The 19,713-nt window shown below is 61.7% G+C and carries 2 protein-coding genes (1 of these 2 running past the window's edge); both read left to right on the plus strand.

The features are described from left to right. The gene (locus tag MME58_RS13525) at window positions 1-9,498 is read left to right on the plus strand and encodes a non-ribosomal peptide synthetase (protein WP_055005749.1); all 9,498 of its coding nucleotides are present in this window, start codon (window positions 1-3) and stop codon (window positions 9,496-9,498) included. Next, window positions 9,495-19,713, plus strand: the 5' portion of a protein-coding gene (locus MME58_RS13530) for a non-ribosomal peptide synthetase (RefSeq protein WP_055005750.1). It continues 7,568 nt past the right edge of the window; the window shows 10,219 of its 17,787 coding nt (coding positions 1-10,219); the start codon lies at window positions 9,495-9,497; its stop codon lies off the right edge, out of view. The genes MME58_RS13525 and MME58_RS13530 overlap by 4 nt, the downstream gene beginning before the upstream one ends.

Consider the following 19,713-nt stretch of genomic DNA (forward strand, 5'->3'; position numbering starts at 1 on the left):
ATGCGTGCCCCTGCCGCCGAAACTTTTTCTCTGACCGCTGCCCAGCGTGATATCTGGCTTGACCAGATCAGCCGTGGCGACTCTCCGCTTTATAACATCGGCGGCTACCTGCAACTGACCGGGCCGGTCGATCCGACCATTCTGCATCAAGCGCTTGATCATCTGGTTGCCGCTCACGAAAGCCTGCGCACAGTGCTTGTGCCTGGGGCCGGGCCGGATGGCTTGCCGCTCCAATCCTATGCGGCTGCCATGCCGCAGCCCATGCCGCTGCACGACTTCAGGGATCATCCAGAACCGGAGCATGCAGCACGAGCGCTGGTCAATGACCAGATGCGGCGTCCCTACACACTTGATGGCAGCCCGCTGGTTGACTTCTGCCTCATTCGTGTCGCCCATGATCGTTACTGGCTGGTAGCGCAGGCCCACCACCTGATTCTGGATGGTTGGGGCTTCGGGCAACTGTTCAAGTCTCTGGGCGAGATTTACAGCGCATTGAGGGCAGGCGAGCGCCTCGACATCAATGCGCCAGGCTACAGCGCATTCATTGCAGACGATGCGCTGTACCAGGCGTCGAAGCGATATTCGCTGGACGAGGCCTACTGGCTGGAAAAATACCGCGATCTGCCGGAGCCGTTGCTGGTATCGCGCTATCACAACCGCAGAGCGACAGACCCTGCACCCTCCCATGCATGGGTGCAGGCACTTCCTCAGGCATTGCATGTACGTATGAAGCAATTTGCCGAGCGCCACAACGCCTCGGCGTTTCATGTATTGCTGGCGGTTCTGCACGTCTATTTCACCCGTACGGCGCAACGCAACGAATGGGTTGCAGGGTTGCCACTGCTAAACCGCAGCGGGGCACGCTTCAAGGCAACCCTGGGCCATTTCGCTCAGGTCAGCGCAGTGCGCATGGCCTTCGCCGAGACACTGGACTTCGGCGCTCTGGTGGTCGAGGTGCGTGACGCGCTGAAACGCGATTTTCGTCACCAACGCTACCCGCTGAGCGAGCTCAATCGGAGCCTCGAGCTATCCCGTGAGGAGCGGGCGCAGTTGTTCGAAGTCTCGGTATCCTACGAGCTTGAAGACCATGATTACTGCTACGGCGAGGCCCAGGCTCAGACGGTAAAAGTATCCAATGGTTACGAGGCCACACCACTTGCCATTCATTTGCGCAGCAACAGCCACAACGATGAGGCCTCGCTGCATCTGGTCCACCACCGTGCCTGGGTAGAGGATGCCGAGGCCCAGGCCATCGCCGGGCGTCTGCTGCACCTCTTGGAGCAGGGGCTGGAAAGCCCGCAGCTCAAGCTGCAGGACTTCCGCCTGTCAACACCTGCCGAGCAGTCGCAAATACAGGCCTGGAACCAGACGCATAGGGCCGCTGCGGATGAACAGCTGATTCATCGACGCATCGAACAGCAGGCCCGTACCCGCCCGTATGCAGTGGCCGCGGTCTATCAGGAGCAATACCTGACCTACGCGCAACTCAACCGGCAGGCCAATGCACTGGCCCAGCGCCTGATCTACCAAGGGGTGCGGCCTGACGATCGGGTTGCTGTCGTTTCCCGCCGTGGCCTGGAGACACTGGTAGGGCTCCTGGCGGTTCTCAAGGCGGGCGCTGCCTATGTGCCAATCGATCCGTCACACCCGCGCGAACGTCTGCATTACCTGCTCAGCGACAGTGCGCCGGTGGTGGTGTTGACGCTGTCGACGTTGATCGAACGTCTGCCGCCGCTGGCAATGCCGCTGATCGAGCTGGATCATTGCACTGAGTCCCCATCGACTGACAGCAATCCGCTGGTGCCGGGGCTGAGCAGCGACAATCTGGTGTACGTCATTTACACATCGGGTTCCACCGGCCAGCCAAAGGGCGTAATGGTGGAGCACCGTACGCTGGCCAATCTGGTTGACTGGCATTGCAACGCGTTCGATGTCAAGGCAGGCAGCCATACGTCATGCCTGGCAGGGTTTGGCTTTGATGCAATGGCCTGGGAACTCTGGCCGACCCTGTGCGCGGGCGCAACCCTGCACCTGGCACCGGTTCAGGACAGCGGAGAGGACATTGAAGCGACGCTGAACTGGTGGCGTGCGCAGCCGCTGGACGTCAGCTTTCTTCCCACTCCGGTGGCCGAATATGCCTTCAGCCAGGCAGAAGACCATCCGACCCTGCGGACTCTGCTGATCGGCGGCGATCGCCTTCGTCAATTCGTGTACAACCGCCGCTATGCCGTGGTCAACAATTACGGCCCGACTGAAACGACTGTCGTCGCCACCTCCGGGCGGGTAATGGCCAATGGCTCGCTACACATCGGCGGGCCTGTCGCCAACACTCGGGTTTACGTCCTCGACGAGCGCCTGCGCCCTATGCCGGTGGGCGTTCCCGGTGAGCTTTACATCGGCGGAGCGGGGGTTGCGCGAGGTTATCTGAATCAGCCGCAGCTCACCGAAGCGCGGTTTGTTGCCGACCCGTTCAGCGATGACGCCCGCGCACGGATGTACCGCAGTGGCGACCTGGTGCGCTGGAATGCCGACGGGACCCTGGATTACCTTGGCCGTAACGATGATCAGGTGAAGATTCGTTGCATGCGCATCGAGCCGGGAGAAATCGAGGCGGTGCTGACCAGTCTGGAAGGCGTGAAGGACGCCGTTGTACTGGTTCGTGACTTGCATCTGCTGGCCTGGTTCACGGAAACATCCCCGGTCGACACCGCCACACTGTCGCCTGCAATGCGAGCACGACTGCCCGGTTACATGGTGCCACGCGCATTCACGCGTCTAGCGTCACTGCCCTTGACGGCCAACGGCAAACTCGACCGCCGCGCGTTACCTGACCCGGACCCGGCATACCTGCTGGGTCAGGCCTACGAGGCACCCAAGGGCGAGGTGGAAATCGCCATGGCGGCCATCTGGGCCCAGGTGCTGGGCGTGGAGCGGGTGGGGCGGCACGACAACTTTTTTGAATTGGGCGGTCACTCCTTACTGGCTGTGAATCTGGTCGAGCAACTGCGCCACGCCGGGCTGGCGGCAGACGTGCATGTGCTGCTCAGCCAGCCAACGCTTGCCGCTCTGGCCGCTTGCCAGGTTGATTCTCAGGCGTTCAAGGCCCCCGCGAACCTCATCCCGCCAGGCTGTACGCGGATCACGCCGGAAATGCTCAGTCTGGTCTCGCTCGAACAGACCACCATTGATCGTATCGTTGCCCATGTGCCGGGCGGCGCTGCCAATGTGCAGGACATCTATCCGCTGGCACCCTTACAGGAAGGCATTCTTTATCATCACCTCACCGCAGAGCAGGGCGACCCCTACCTGCTGCAATGGCGCCTGGCATTCGACACGCCGGAGCGTCTGTACGCGTGGGCGGCTGCATTGCAGCATGTCATCAACCGCCATGACATTCTGCGCACCTCTGTGGTCTGGGAAGGTCTGGAAAGCCCGCAGCAAGTGGTCTGGCGTAACGCCGAACTGACCGTTCAGGCCATCGAGTTCGATGCCGAAAAGACTGAAACGGCGAGCATCGACCGCTTGCAGCGGCGATTTGACGCCCGTCATCATCGACTGGACCTGTCTCAGGCACCGTTGATGCGTCTGGTGCATGCCCGGGAGCCGGCGAGCGGCGAAACCGTTGCGATTCTGCTGTTCCATCATCTGGTGCTGGATAACACCGCGATGGAAATTGTCAGCCGCGAGATGCAGGCGCTGCTGTTCGGCCAGCACTCTGACCTGAAGACGCCGGTGCCTTATCGTAACTATGTGGCACAGGTACGCCTGGCCAATGATGAGGCCGATCATGCGGCGTTTTTCAGGGAAATGCTTGGCGACGTGGAGGAACCCACCCTGCCTTTTGGCGTGCATGACGTGCGTGCAGACGGCAGCGGTATCGAGGAACACCGATGTTCACTCGATCGTACGCTTGCGCTGAGGCTGCGCGAGCAGGCGCGGCAACTTGGTGTAAGCGCTGCAAGCCTGATGCACGTCACCTGGGCGCGGGTTCTCGGTGTGCTTGCCAACCGACGCGACGTGGTGTTTGGCACCGTATTGTTGGGGCGCATGGGCGGTGAGGGGGCTGACCGGGCGCTAGGCGTATTCATCAATACCCTGCCGCTGCGCGTTGATACAACACTGGCCACTCGCACAGTCGTCCAGACGGTCCATTCGACCCTTTCTGCGCTGATCGCTCACGAGCAGGCTTCGCTGGTACTCGCGCAGGGTTGCAGCGCGGTGGCGGCAGGTTCGCCGCTATTCAGCGCGCTACTCAATTACCGCCACAGTGCTGACGTGAAACCGCATGACGGCGAAGGTCTCTGGCAAGGCGTACGGGTGCTCGGTGGTGATGTACGCAGCAATTACCCGTTGACGCTCAGCGTGGACGACCTGGGTGAAGGCTTCGACCTGCAGGTGCTGGCACTGCAAGGCATGGGCGCTAAGCGCATCGCAGGCTGGGTGCTGAATACGCTGGAGCATTTGCTGGAAACGCTGGAAGAAGCGCGGCCACTGAAGCTGGATACCCTTTCGATTCTCGATGCCAAAGAGCGCAGCCATCTGCTGCGTGATTTCAACGCCAGTGAACAGGTGTTTGCGCAGCACGGCACCGTGCAGGCGCTGATCGAAGCGCAGGCAGCCAGCCGACCTGACAGTGCAGCGGTGATTCAGGGTGGCAATGCCCTGACGTACGCTCAGCTCAACGAGCGCGCCAATCGCCTGGCCCATCACCTGATCGGCTTGGGTGTAACAGCAGATGAACGGGTCGCACTGTGCCTGCATCGTGGCCCACAGCGTTTGGTCGCCATGCTGGCGGTACTCAAGGCCGGTGCTGCCTACGTGCCGGTGGATCCGGTCTACCCGACGCAGCGCATAGCGTATCTGCTAGACGACAGCGCACCTCGTGTGGTGCTGACCGAAGACTCGACCTGCGGTCTGGCAGGCGATGCTGCGCAATTGAACATCGAGCGGGGTACCTGGCTTCATGAGTGCGCCAGCAACCCGTACGTACCGGGTCATGACGAGCAGAACCTGGCTTACGTCATCTACACCTCCGGTTCGACCGGCCAGCCCAAAGGCGTCATGGTCGAGCACTGCACGCTGGTCAACCTGGTTCACTGGCATTGCCAGGCGTTCGATCTGCAGGCTGGCAGTCATACAGCGAGCGTGGCCGGTTTCGGGTTCGATGCCATGGCCTGGGAGGTGTGGCCCGCGTTGTGTGTCGGGGCCGTGCTGCATCTGCCACCAGCACAGGTCGGCAACGAACACGTGGATGAGCTGCTCGACTGGTGGCTGGAACAGCCACTTCAGGTCAGTTTCCTGCCCACTCCGGTGGCTGAGCAGGCGTTCAGACGCCCGCATCAGCATCCGACGTTGCGCACGCTGCTGATCGGCGGTGATCGTTTGCGTCAGTTCGACAGCGACCCGGGCTTCGCCGTGATCAACAACTATGGCCCGACCGAAACCACGGTAGTGGCCACCTCCGGTGCGGTCAAACCAGGCGGTCCGCTGCACATCGGCGGTCCGATTGCCAATACCTGCGTGTACGTGCTGGATGAACAGTTGCAGCCAGTTCCTGTGGGTGTCATCGGCGAGCTGTATATCGGTGGTGCGGGGGTTGCGCGTGGTTACCTGAACCGGCCGCAGATGACCGAGGAGCGGTTTGTTATCGATCCGTTCAGCCACAAGGCGCGGGCACGCCTGTATCGCAGTGGCGATCTGGTGCGCTGGAATGCCGATGGCAGCCTGGACTACCTGGGGCGCAACGATGATCAGGTAAAAATTCGCGGCATGCGTATCGAACTCGGCGAAATCGAATCGGCCCTGACCCGCCAGGCCGAAGTAAAAGACGCCGTGGTGCTGGTGCGTGGCGAGCGTTTGCTGGCCTGGTTTACCGAAAACGCCCCCGTTGCGCCTGAAGTCCTGCGCGAAGCGCTGCGCGCGCGTCTTCCTGCTCATATGGTGCCGCTGGCCTTGACCCGCCTGGATGCGCTGCCCTTGACCAGCCATGGCAAGCTGGATCGCCGTGCCTTGCCGGATCCGGAGCTGGAAGAGTTGACCGGGCAGGCCTACGAGGCGCCCCGAGGTGAGACAGAGACCGTCATGGCCGGACTCTGGGCGCAGGTGCTGGGCCTGGAAAAAGTCGGACGTCACGACAACTTCTTCGAGCTGGGTGGCCACTCGTTGTTGGCGGTCAGTCTGGTCGAGCGCCTGCGTAATGCCGGCCTCGGCGTCGATGTCCGTGTGTTGCTTGGCCAGCCCACCGTCGCCGCACTGGCTACATCCGTAGGCAAAAGCCGCGAAATTTCGGTGCCGGCCAACCGCGTTCCAGTCGGTTGCACGCACATCACGCCGGATCTGCTGAGCCTGGCACAGCTCGATCAGACGAGCATCGAGCGTATTGTCGCCACGGTGCCTGGCGGCGCGGCCAACGTGCAGGAGATCTACCCGCTGGCACCGCTTCAGGAAGGCATTCTGTATCACCACCTGACTGCAGAGCAGGGCGATCCGTACTTGCTGCAACTGCGCATCAACATCGACACCACGGAGCGCCTGGAGGCGGTGGCCGATGCACTGCGCAAGGTCATTGCACGGCATGACAGCCTGCGCACTGCGATCGTCCGGGAAGGTCTGGATGCGCCGCACCAGGTTGTCTGGCGGCAGGCCGAGCTTATGGTCGAGCGCGTGCCGCTGGCGCAAATCGACGCGCCCGCAGGCTCTGCGCGCATGGACCTGAGCTGCGCGCCGCTGATTCGCCTGGCGTACTGCCCGGACGCGACAGGCTCCGGCCTGTCTGCAACGTTGATGTTCCATCACATCGTGGTGGATGCCACTGCGCTCGACGTCATGCGCGAGGAAATGCTCGCCTGTCTGCGCGGCGAGCCTGATCCGTCAAGACCCGCAGTACCTTATCGCAACTATGTGGCCCAGGCACGTCTGGGTGTCAGCGAAGCAGAGCACGAAGCGTATTTCCGTGAGCAACTGGGCGATATCGACGAGCCCACGCTGCCGTTCGACCTGCGCGATGTGCAGGGTGGTGGACACTCCATCGAAGACGCGCAACAGCTGCTGCCTGATGCATTGTCAGAACGTTTGCGCAGTCAGGCGCGGCAACTCGGGGTCAGTGTCGCCAGCCTGTTCCACCTGGCGTGGGCGCGCGTTCTGGCAGCAGCCACCGGCACCGACCGTGTGGTATTCGGCACTGTATTGCTGGGTCGTCTGCAGGGTGGTGCGGGCGCCGACCGTGGCATGGGCATGTTCATCAACACGCTGCCGCTGCGAATTGATCTGGAGACTCTCGGGGTGCGCGAAGGCGCACGCGCTACTCACGCCAGGCTTGCGGCACTGCTGGCTCATGAACATGCGTCACTGGCTCAGGCCCAGCGCTGGAGCGGAGTGGCCGCGCCCTTGCCGTTGTTCAGTGCAATTCTCAACTACCGACACGCCGCCGGTCAGGCCCGCCAGGATGCGCAGCGTGATGCATGGCGTGGTCTGGAGATTCTAGCCAGCGAGAAGCACACCAATTATCCGTTAAGCCTCAACGTTGATGATCTGGGCGACAGCCTGCGTTTGAATGTAACAGTGCCTCCTCAAGTGGGCGCGCAACGCATCTGTGGCTATGTGCAGCAGGCGCTGACTGGCCTGGTCGATGCGCTTGAATGCCAGCCGGATCTGCCTGTACAGCATCTTTCTGTGCTGGACGCCGAGGAGCGCCAGCGCTCGCTGGTCGATTTCAATGCCACTGAGGTTCATCACGATCTTCAGCAAACCCTGCAAGGGCTGTTTGAAGCCCAGGCGGTGCGCACGCCACACGCTGTCGCGTTGCGCGCCGGGCGTTCGCAACTGAGTTATCGACAGCTCAACGAGCAGGCCAATTGCCTGGCCCATCACCTTATCGATCTGGGTGTGCAGCCCGATGACCGCGTAGCAATCTGTGTCGAGCGCGGCATGTCGATGGTGGTCGGCCTGTTGGCGATCCTCAAGGCCGGTGGTGCCTACGTGCCGCTCGACCCAAGCTACCCGCGCGAACGCCTGCACTACATGGTCAAGGACAGCGCGCCGGTTGCTTTACTGGTACACACCAGCACACGCGATCTGCTCGAATGCGAGCACACCTTGCGGGTCGATCTGGACAGCGCAACCTGGGACAGGCGGCGCGTCGACAACCCGCGTGTCTATGGCCTGACGCCTAACCATCTGGCGTATGTGATTTACACCTCAGGCTCCACCGGCACGCCCAAAGGGGTGATGGTCGAGCATTGCAACGTCAGTAATCTGGTGCAATGGAGTTCACGACTGTGTCCGCCGACCTCGGGCAGCGCATTGTTGCAAAAGACACCGATCAGTTTCGACGCCTCGGTCTGGGAGATTTTCTGGCCACTGACCAGCGGTATCCCGCTGGTATTGGCCCGACCTGATGGCCAGCGCGATCCTTCTTATGTCGTGCAAGTGATTCAGGAACGTCAGGTCAGCGTGGTGCAGTTTGTTCCTGTGCTGCTGCAGCAATTTCTCGACCTGCCACAGAGCAGCCAGTGCCACAGCCTGACCGACATCGTCTGTGGTGGTGGCGAGCTGACCACTGCTCTGGCCAGACAGTTGCGCAAACAACTGCCGCAGGTCCGCCTGCACAACGTTTACGGCCCGACCGAAACCACCGTGGATTGCAGCGTCTGGACACTGGAGCCCGACGAGGCGGTGCCGGAGCGTACGTTGCCTATCGGCCGCCCGATCAGCAACACACGGCTGTATGTACTTGATGCCTATGACCAGCCTGTACCGCAAGGTGTTATCGGCCAACTGCATATTGGCGGTGCCGGGGTAACGCGGGGCTATCTGAACCTGCCACACGCCGACGCCGAACGCTTTATCGACAGCCCGTTCGTTGCAGGCGACCGGCTGTACCGAAGTGGCGACCTGGTACGCCAGCGGGCAGGCGGCAACCTCGAGTTTCTCGGTCGCAATGACGATCAGGTGAAAATCCACGGATTGCGCATCGAGCCGGGCGACATTCAGGCGTGCCTGACCGGTCATCCGGGGATCGAGCAAGCCGTTGTACTGGTTCGCGACGAGCAACCGGGCGGTCAGCGAATGGTGGCCTATTACACCGGCATACCACTGCAGGTCGAGACACTGCGCGAGGTGCTGCGTGCGCAGTTGCCGGATTACATGGTGCCAGCACTTTTTGTGCACCTGGACGCCATGCCGCTGAGCCCCAACGGCAAGCTGGACCGCAAGGCTTTGCCTGCACCGAGTGGCGACGCACTGCCGACTCGCCTTTACGAAGCGCCAGAAGGCGCAACAGAGGTCTTGCTGGCCAGGCTCTGGAGCGAATTGCTCGGGGTCGGGCAAGTAGGGCGTCACGATAACTTTTTCGAATTGGGCGGCCACTCGCTGCTGGCGGTGAACCTGACGGCGCGCCTGCGCCAGGAAGGCATCGAGGCCGATGTCCGGGCACTTTTCGAACAACCGACGCTGGCAGGCTACGCAGCTATCACAGAGAACATGGAGATTATCCTGTGAGCATCAACGAACTCTTGGCGACACTCAAAGCCCACGACATTCACCTGACAGTCAAGGACGGACAACTGGTGGTGCAGGGGAATCGCCGTGCATTGACTGATAACGGCTTGCTCGAACACCTGCGCGAGCACAAGCCGACGCTGATCGAACTGATCGAGCAAGGCGATTACCAGAATGCCGGGCGTGGCGCGCTGGTGTTGCCAGGCAATGGCATCCCGCAGGGTTGTGAGCGCATCACGCCCGGGATGCTGACGCTGGTGGAGCTTGACCAGACAACCGTTGACCAATTGATGGAGGCGGTACCGGGGGGCGCTGCCAATGTGCAGGACATTTATCCGCTGGCGCCGTTGCAGCAAGGCATTTTGTACCACCACGTTACCGCTACTCAGAGCGATCCGTATGTGATGCAGGTGCAGTTCGCCTTTTCTGATCAAGCACGCCTGGAGGCGTTCACTCTGGCGTTGCAAACCGTCATCTCCCGGCACGATATTTTACGCACCTCAGTGCACTGGGACGGCCTGGAAACCCCGGTGCAAGTGGTCTGGCGCCATGCTGAACTCAAGGTCGACAGTTTGCCGACGGCAGCAGGCATCACGATGGATCTGGGTCAGGCACCGCTGATGCGTCTGGTCTGCCATGAGCCTGCGCAAGGTCAAGGTGTTCAGGCTACGCTGCTGTTCCACCACATCGCCATGGACCACAGTGCGCTGGAAGTGGTGCGTCACGAAATACAGGCGTGTCTGTCAGGGCAGGCCGGGCTGCTGGGCGTAGCGATACCTTTCCGCAATTACGTCGGGCAGGCGTTGTTGGGCATCAGCGAAGAGCAGCATGAAGCGTTTTTCCGCGAGATGCTTGGTGACCTCGACGAACCGACCCTGGCTTACGGTCTGCAGGACTTGAGCGGTGAAGGCGATGAGATCGAAGAGCACAGCGTCACGCTCGATCTGCTGGTGTGCCAGCGCCTGCGTGCCCAGGCGCGGAGCCTGGGTGTCAGTGTCGCCAGCCTGTTTCACCTGGGCTGGGCACGGGTACTGGCGGGCCTTACCGGGCAGTCGCGGGTGGTATTCGGCACCGTGCTGATGGGGCGCTTGCTGGGGGCCGAAGCCACGGAGCGCGCGCTGGGCATCTTCATCAATACGCTGCCGCTGCGTCTCGACCTGGAAGATCAAGGCGTGCAAGCCGCCGTGCGGGCAACCCACCAGCGCCTGACCACACTGATGCGTCACGAACACGCCCCGCTGGCACTGGCTCAGCGCTGCAGTGGAGTGAAAGCGCCAACGCCATTGTTCAATGCCTTGCTCAACTACCGTCACAGTTCGCCCGCGCAGGTTTCCGGCGAAACATGGCAGGGCATCGAAGTGCTGCACGCGCAGGAGCGCAGCAACTACCCGCTGGTGCTGAGCGTCGATGACCTGGGCGAAGCCTTTGGCTTTACGGCACAAACCACCGCAGGTATCGACCCGCAAAGCATTTGCGCTTATATGCAATGGACCATGGAAAGCGTGCTTGATGCACTGGAGCAGGCGCCGCAGATGCCGGTCGATCAGCTTGATGTCATGCCCGCCAGTGAGCGGGCAAAGCTTTTGCTCGGCTTCAACGATCGGCATGCCGACTATGAACGCAAGCTGACGATTCACCAGCGCATTGAGCAACTGGCACGGCAGCAGCCTGACGCGATTGCTGCCCATGTGGGCAAACAGCACCTGAGCTACAGCGAACTGAACGCCAGGGCCAACGCGCTCGCCGATCATTTGATCGGCGTCGGGGTGCAACCTGACGACCGTGTGGCGGTGGTGGCACGGCGCAGTCTGGAGACGCTGGTCGGTTTGCTGGCCGTGCTCAAAGCTGGTGCCGGCTACGTTCCGGTCGATCCTGCACATCCAGACGAGCGTATCGCCTATTTGCTGACCGACAGCGCACCGGTTGCAGTGCTGTCCCAGCCGGCATTTATGGCGCGCCTGCAGGCGCTGGGCTTCCACGAGGGGAGTACACCGGTCATCGACCTTGACCTGGCGAACTGGCTGGAACAGCCAGGCAATCCGCACATCGACGGGCTCGATTCGGCTCATCTCGCTTACGTAATCTACACCTCGGGCTCAACCGGCCAGCCCAAGGGGGTGATGGTCGAGCACCGGATGCTGAATAACCTGGTCGACTGGCACTGCGAGGCCTTCGGCCTGGATGCCCGCAGTCATACCGCCAGTGTCGCGGGGTTTGGTTTTGATGCCATGGCTTGGGAAGTCTGGCCAGCCTTGTGCGCCGGTGCAACGCTGCACCTGCCGCCTGCCCACATCGGTAATGAACAGCTTGATACTCTGCTTGACTGGTGGCTGACTCAACCCTTGCAGGTCGCATTTCTACCAACCCCCGTTGCCGAGTACGCCTTCAGCCGCAACCTGCGCCACCCGACCCTGCGCACGTTGCTGATCGGTGGCGACCGCTTGCGCCAGTTCCATCGCGATCCGGGTTTTGCGGTGATCAACAACTACGGGCCTACCGAGACCACGGTCGTCGCTACCTCAGGGCGTTTATGGCCCGATGGCAGTCTGGATATCGGCAAACCTGTCGCCAATACCTCGGTTTATCTGCTGGACAAGCAGCAGCAGCTGGTTCCGCTCGGTGTGGCAGGCGAGCTGTACATTGGCGGCGACAGTGTTGCTCGCGGTTATCTGAACCAGCCGCAATTGACCGCCGAACGCTTTCTGCGCGACCCGTTCGCCGGACAAGCGCAGGCACGCATGTACCGCACCGGCGACCTCGCGCGCTGGAACGCCGATGGCACGCTGGAGTACCTGGGCCGTAATGACGATCAGGTAAAAATTCGCGGTGTGCGCATCGAACTGGGTGAAATCGAAAGCCAGTTCAGTCAGTTGACAGGGATCGAGGAAGCACTGGTGCTGGCGCGCGAAGATGAACCAGGGCACCCGCGACTGGTGGGTTACTTCACCGTGCGTGCGGACGCGCCAGCCAATACGGTTGAGCAATGGCGTACCGCGCTGCTGGCACGTCTGCCGAGCTACATGGTGCCCGGCGCACTGGTGCGACTGGACAGCTGGCCACTGACTGCCAATGGCAAGGTCGACCGCCGTGCACTGCCGGTACCCGACCGCGGCGCGTTGTCGACGGCTGACTATCAGGCACCGCAAGGTGAGCTGGAGAACGCACTGGCCCTGATCTGGGGCGAATTGCTACAGGTCGAACGGGTAGGGCGTCAAGACCGCTTTTTTGATCTGGGCGGCCATTCGCTGCTGGCAATGCGCATGGTGTCTCAGGTACGTCAGCGACTTTCACTGGAACTTGCTCTTGCTGATCTGTTTGCCGACAGTTCACTGATTGCAGTTGCACTCTGCCTGGCCGCTGCCGCACGCAGTCAGTTGCCCATCATCGAGGTGCAGCCACGCAACGGCCCGGTGCCACTGTCTTCTGCCCAGCAACGCATCTGGTTCATGGCGCAGATGGAAGACGCCAACAGCGCTTACAACATCTCGTTGGGCCTGAAACTGACCGGCACGCTGGACAGCCAGGCCTTGACGCGTGCACTGGAGCGCATTGTCGCCCGCCACGACAGCCTGCGTAGCCGCTTCAGCCAGGAAGACGAAGACGCTTGGGTGCAGGCAGCGCCTGCCACCCAGGTACCGGCCATCTCCTTGCAGGATTTGCGTGGGCAGGACCCGCAGGCGTTGCAGGCAGTTGTGGCGCAAGAGGCTGCGCAACCCTTCGACTTGCGCCACGACCTGCCAGTCCGCGGTCGTTTGCTCTGCCTGGCAGAAGATCGCCACGTATTGCTGCTGACGATGCACCATATCGTCGCCGACGGCTGGTCGCTGGGCGTGCTGACCCGCGAACTGACTGCGCTCTATCAGGCCTTCAGCCAGGGGCTGGACGATCCGCTGCCTGCGCTGGCGCTGCAATATGGCGATTACGCCGTGTGGCAACGCAACTGGCTTGACGGCGAACGGTTGAGCCATCAACGCGATTACTGGCAACAGGCACTGGCGGGTGCTCCGGTATTGCTGGCGCTGCCTACCGACCGTCCTCGCCCTGCGCACCAGGACTATTCGGGTGCCAGTGTCGCGTTGAATCTCGATCCCCGTCTGAGTGCGGACGTCAGAACCTTTTGCCAGAAACAGTCCGTTACACCATTCATGCTGTTCATGAGTGCCTGGGCGGTACTGCTGGCGCGTTTGTCCGGCCAGGAGGAAGTCGTCGTCGGCATGCCGGTTGCCAATCGACGTCATGCCGAAATCGAAGGTTTGATCGGCCTGTTTGTCAACACACTGGCCGTGCGCGTCGATACGTCCGGCGAACCGGATGTGTTGACCTTGCTGAACCGCATAAAGGCCCGTGTGGTGGCCGCGCAGGACCATCAGGATTTGCCTTTCGAACAGGTGGTGGAACGCCTGCGGCCGCCGCGCAGCCTGGCGCACAGCCCACTGTTCCAGGCATCGCTGAACTGGGATGCCAGCCAGGGGCTGGAATTGCAACTGGGAGATGTGCACCTGGAACCGCTGGAAGAGCAGCCGGCCTTCGCAAAGTTCGACCTGGCGCTGAGCGTCGGCGACAGCGCCGATACGTTCCGCTGCATTGTGGAATATGCCACCGCGTTGTTTGACCGCCGCACCATCGAACGCTATCTGGGTTATCTGCAGGCGATACTGCGTGGCATGGTTGCCGACAGCCAGACGGTGGTGAACCATATTCCGCTCTTGCCGGAGGCCGAGCGTCGGCAGTTGATTGACGGTTTCAATGCACCTGATGCGGCTTATCCGCAAGAGCAGACGCTGCACAGCCAGTTTGAAACGCAAGTACAGCGCACGCCGGATTCGATCGCCGTAACGTTCGAAGGGACATCGTGGAGCTACGCAACACTCAACGCCCAGGCCAACAGAATCGCGCATCGCCTGATTGGCATGGGCATCCGTGTAGACGATCGAGTCGCTATCTGCACACAGCGCGGCCTGCCGATGATCGCGGGGCTGTTGGGGATTCTCAAGGCCGGTGCTGCCTATGTGCCGCTGGACCCGGCGTATCCTCTCGAACGTCTGGCTTATACCCTCGGCGACAGCGCGCCGGTAGCGTTGCTGATCCAGCAGTCAGTGCTGGAGGCCTTGCCGGTGTCAAACGTGCCGGTGATCAGTCTCGACAGTGCCGATTTACAGGACGAATCCGTCCATAATCCGCAGGTGCCGGTAAAGTCCACAAGCCTGGCTTATGTGATTTATACCTCCGGCTCGACCGGTCTGCCCAAAGGGGTGATGATCGAACACCGCAACGTAGCGCGGCTATTCTCGGCCACCGAGGAACGGTTCGGTTTCAACCAGCAGGATGTCTGGGCGCTGTTTCATTCGTTCGCCTTCGACTTCTCGGTCTGGGAAATCTGGGGAGCGTTGCTGCACGGCGGGCGTCTGTTGATCGTGCCGCAACTGGTCAGCCGCTCACCCGAAGACTTCTACACGCTGTTGTGCAGCGCCGGAGTTACGGTGCTTAACCAGACGCCGAGTGCGTTCCGGCAACTGATTGCCGCTCAGGGCGAGAACCAGCAGACGCATTCGCTGCGCACGGTGATTTTCGGCGGTGAAGCGCTGGAGACAGCGATGCTCAGGCCGTGGTATGCCCGCAACGTGAATGCCGCAACACAGCTGGTGAACATGTATGGCATCACCGAAACCACGGTGCACGTGACCTATTACCCGTTGCAGCCCGAAGACGCCCGGCGTCTCGGTGCAAGTCCCATCGGCAAGCGCATTCCCGATTTGCAGTTGTACGTACTTGACGCCCGTGGCGAGCCAGTGCCGGTGGGTGTGGTCGGCGAGTTGTATGTCGGCGGCGCAGGTGTGGCAAGGGGCTACCTCAACCGCGAAGCACTGACGGCAGAACGTTTCCTCGACAACCCGTTCAGCCAGGCACCAAACGCACGTATGTACCGCACCGGCGACCTGGGTCGCTGGATGGCCGACGGTAGCCTGGAATACATGGGGCGTAACGACGAACAGGTGAAGATTCGCGGCTTCCGCATCGAGCTGGGTGAGATCGCGTCTCGCCTGAACGAACATCCGGATGTTCTCGACGCTGTGGTCGTGGCGCGCGAGGATGTCCCCGGTGACAAACGACTGGTTGCCTATTACACCTGCGCCGAGGACCAGACCGGGCTGGATATCGAGCAGTTGCGTGCGTGGCTGTCTGGGCTGCTGCCTGAATACATGGTGCCTGCGGCTTATGTGCGGCTTGCCGGCCTGCCTGTGACGGCGAACGGCAAACTGGACCGCAAAAGCCTGCCCGCACCGGATCGCGACAGTATCGCCAGTCACGCTTATGAAGCACCGCAAAGTGCGATCGAAATCGCCCTGGCCGACCTCTGGGCCGAGTTGCTCCAGGTGGCGCAGGTAGGTCGTCAGGATAATTTCTTTGAACTGGGCGGCCACTCGTTGCTCGCCGTGACCCTGATTGCGCGTATGCGTCGCTTGGGCATGAGCGCTGACATCCGCGTGCTGTTTGTCCAGCCAACTCTGGCGGCACTGGCTGACGCCGTCGGTCGCGACACTGAAATCCAGGTGCCGGCCAATCTGATCGATGCGCATTGCCAGCGCATCACGCCCGAACTGCTGCCTTTGGTCGCCCTGGACCAGCCAGCCATTGAGCGTATCGTTGCGCAGGTGCCGGGCGGTGCCGCCAATGTGCAGGATATCTATCCGCTGGGGCCGTTACAGACCGGCATTCTTTACCACCACCTCACAGCCGGAGACCGCGATCCTTATCTGTTGCAGCCGCAGTTCGCGTTCGCCGATACGTCACGTCTGGAAGCCTTCTGCGATGCATTGCAGAGCGTGATCGCGCGCAACGATATTCTGCGCACCGCGTTGTTCTGGGAAGGTTTGCAAGCACCGGTGCAGGTGGTCTGGCGTCAGGCCCCTCTGTCTGTTCAAGAGACAGCATTGCAAGACCTTTTCAATGCACCACGCATGGACCTGACCCAGGCACCGCTGCTGCATCTGGTCTATGCCCACGACCCGGCCAGGCAAAACATTGCAGCGGTACTGCGCTACCACCATGTGATCATGGATCATATTGCCCTTGATGTACTGAGTCAGGAGCTGCAGGCCGTGCTGCTGGGCGATGAAGCCAGGCTCGCCGCGCCTGTGCCGTACCGAAACTACATCGCCCACGTCCTGCAAGGACCTGGCGATGACGCCCATGAAGCGTTTTTCCGCGAGCAGTTGGGCGATGTCGATGAGCCGACCTTGCCGTATGGTCTGGCAATGACATCCGCAGAGCAGATTCCTGGCGAGGCGCGCCTCGCGCTGGACACCGACCTGTGCCGCCGGCTCCGCGATCAGGCGAGGCAACTGAGTGTCAGCGCAGCCACCTTGATGCATCTGGCCTGGGCTCAGGTACTGGGTCAGTTGTCCGGGCGCGACAGCGTGGTGTTCGGCACCGTGCTGTTTGGACGCTTGCGGGGTGGCGAAGGAGGCGAGCGCGCCTTGGGCGTGTTTATCAATACCTTGCCGCTGCGCATGGATCTTGGCGGGCATTGCGTGCGCAGTGCGGTGCTCGACCTCCATGATCGTCTGGTCGGGATGCTCGCACATGAGCATGCTCAGCTGGCTCTGGCCCAGCGCTGCAGTGCCTTGCCGGCGGGTGCGCCGCTGTTCAATACGCTGCTCAATTATCGCCACAGCGCCGTACCTCAGGTCGATGACCAGGCGCGCAGGGCCGCATGGCATGGGATTGAAGTCGTGCACGCGCAAGAACGCAGCAACTACCCGCTGACCTTGAGTGTCGATGACTTCGGCGAAGGTTTCGGCCTGACTGCGCAGACGGCGCCCGGTATTGATCCACACCGTATCTGCGCCTATGTGCAACAAGCCCTTGTCCATCTGGTACAGGCACTCGAAAAGCAATCCGAAACAGCGCTGATCGACGTCTCGGTGGTGCCAGAGGCCGAGCGCGAGCGCCTGCTGGCCACGTTCAACGATAGCCGCCGTGACTACCCGCGCGAGCAGCCAGTGCACCGGCTGTTCGAACGTCGCGCTGCGCTGCATCCGCATGCAGTGGCTGCAGTGCATGGCCGACGTTCGCTGACATACGGCGAGTTGAACGAACGTGCCAATCACCTTGCCCATTACCTGCTGGGCCAAGGTGTGAAGCCCGGTGAGCATGTGGCGATTCTCCTGCCACGCTCGCTGGAACTGGTCATCAGCCAGTTGGCCGTCGGTAAATGCGCAGCGACCTACGTGCCGCTGGACGTCAATGCGCCCGCCGATCGGCAGCAGTATATGCTCGATGACTGCCAGGCCAGGTGCGTATTGACGCAAAGCGCGATGTCGACTGCTGCCGCTGTGCAGCGCATCGACTTGGACCGCCTTGATCTCAATGATCAGCCTGCGCATGATCCGGGCCTGCCGCAGGCCTCCGACACGGCGGCTTACGTTATGTATACCTCGGGTTCGACGGGCGCCCCCAAAGGCGTACGTGTAGCCCATCGCGGCATTGCCAGGCTGGTATTGAACAGCGGTTATGCCGACTTCAACGAGCAGGACAGCATCGCGTTTGCCTCTAACCCGGCCTTCGACGCAAGCACCATGGAAGTCTGGGGTGCCTTGCTCAACGGCGGGCAGTTGCTGGTGATCGAGCACACCACGCTGATCGACCCGATGCGCTTCAGTGCAGCCCTGCGTCACGGCAATGTCAGTGTGCTGTTCCTGACCAGCGCATTGTTCAACCAGTACGTGCAATTGATTCCAGAAGCACTTGGTAGCCTGCGGCTGCTGCTTTCAGGCGGAGAGCGCGCAGACCCGGTCAGTTTCCGCAAGCTGCTTGCCCAGGCCCCTGGTCTGCACCTGCTGAACGCTTACGGCCCAACCGAGACGACTACCTTTGCCACAACCTGCGAAGTAAGAATACTGGCCGATGACGCCGAGTCGGTGTCTATCGGTCGACCTATCGGCAACACGAGCGTTTACGTGCTTGACACTCATCAGCGCCTGACGCCTCTGGGGGCGATTGGCGAGATTTACATAGGCGGCGACGGCGTAGCGCTGGGTTATCTGAATCGTCAGGATCTGACCGACGAGAAATTTATTGCCGACCCGTTCAGTGACCAGCCCGCAGCCATGATGTACCGCACGGGCGATCTGGGACGCTGGCTGGATGACGGGCAACTGGAATGCCTGGGACGCAACGATGATCAAGTGAAAATCCGCGGCTTCCGCATCGAGCTGGGCGAGATTGTCAATTGTTTGCACCAGTTGCCCGGGGTCAGGGAGGCTGTTGTACTGGCACGCGAAGACGAGCCGGGCACCGTGCGTCTGGTCGCCTATTTCACCAGCCAACTGGAGGTCGATGCACCTGGACCGGAGCAAATGCGCGCTCATCTGCAAGCCAGCCTGCCTGAATACATGGTGCCAGGGGCCTACATCGAGCTGACCGCGCTGCCGCTGACCGCCAACGGCAAGCTCGACAGCCGCGCACTGCCAAAACCGGATCATTCGGCGCTGCTGGGGGTGGCCTACCAGCCCCCTCAGGGTGAGATCGAGACGGCTCTGGCGCAGATATGGTCTGACATCCTGCAGATCGAGCGGGTAGGGCGCCACGATCACTTTTTCGATCTGGGCGGGCACTCCCTGCTGGCCATGCGCATGGTGTCTCAGGTGCGCCAGCAGATGAGCATGGAATTGCCTCTGGGCGAACTCTTCGCGCTGGGCGAGCTGGCGGCCGTTGCCAGTGCGCTGGCCGGTGCCGGGCGCAGTGAGCTGTCACTGATCCTGCCTGCACCGCGTGATCAGGCGTTACCGCTGTCGTTCGCCCAGCAGCGGTTGTGGTTTCTGGCACAAATGGAGGGTGGCAATGAGGCGTACAACATCCCGCTGGCCCTGAGCTTGCGCGGCTCTCTGGATGTCATTGCGCTGAGCGCTGCGGTGGCGCGAATCGTCGAGCGCCACGAAACCCTGCGCAGCCGGTTCATGGCCTGCGAAGAGGGGGCCGAGGTGCTTTTCTCCCCGCCGTCGGACCTGCCGATCCTGAACGTCGAGGATCTGCGTAAAGCCCCGCAAACACTGGCCGAACGCGTTACTGCGGAGGCCACCGCACGGTTCGATCTGGCGCGTGGGCCGCTGATCCGTGGCTGCCTGCTGCAGGTGGAAGACACGCAGCACGTATTGTTGCTGACCGTGCATCACATTGTCGCTGACGGCTGGTCGATGGGCGTGCTGACTCGCG

Source organism: Pseudomonas syringae pv. tagetis, assembly GCF_022557255.1.
GTDB lineage: Bacteria > Pseudomonadota > Gammaproteobacteria > Pseudomonadales > Pseudomonadaceae > Aquipseudomonas > Aquipseudomonas caricapapayae.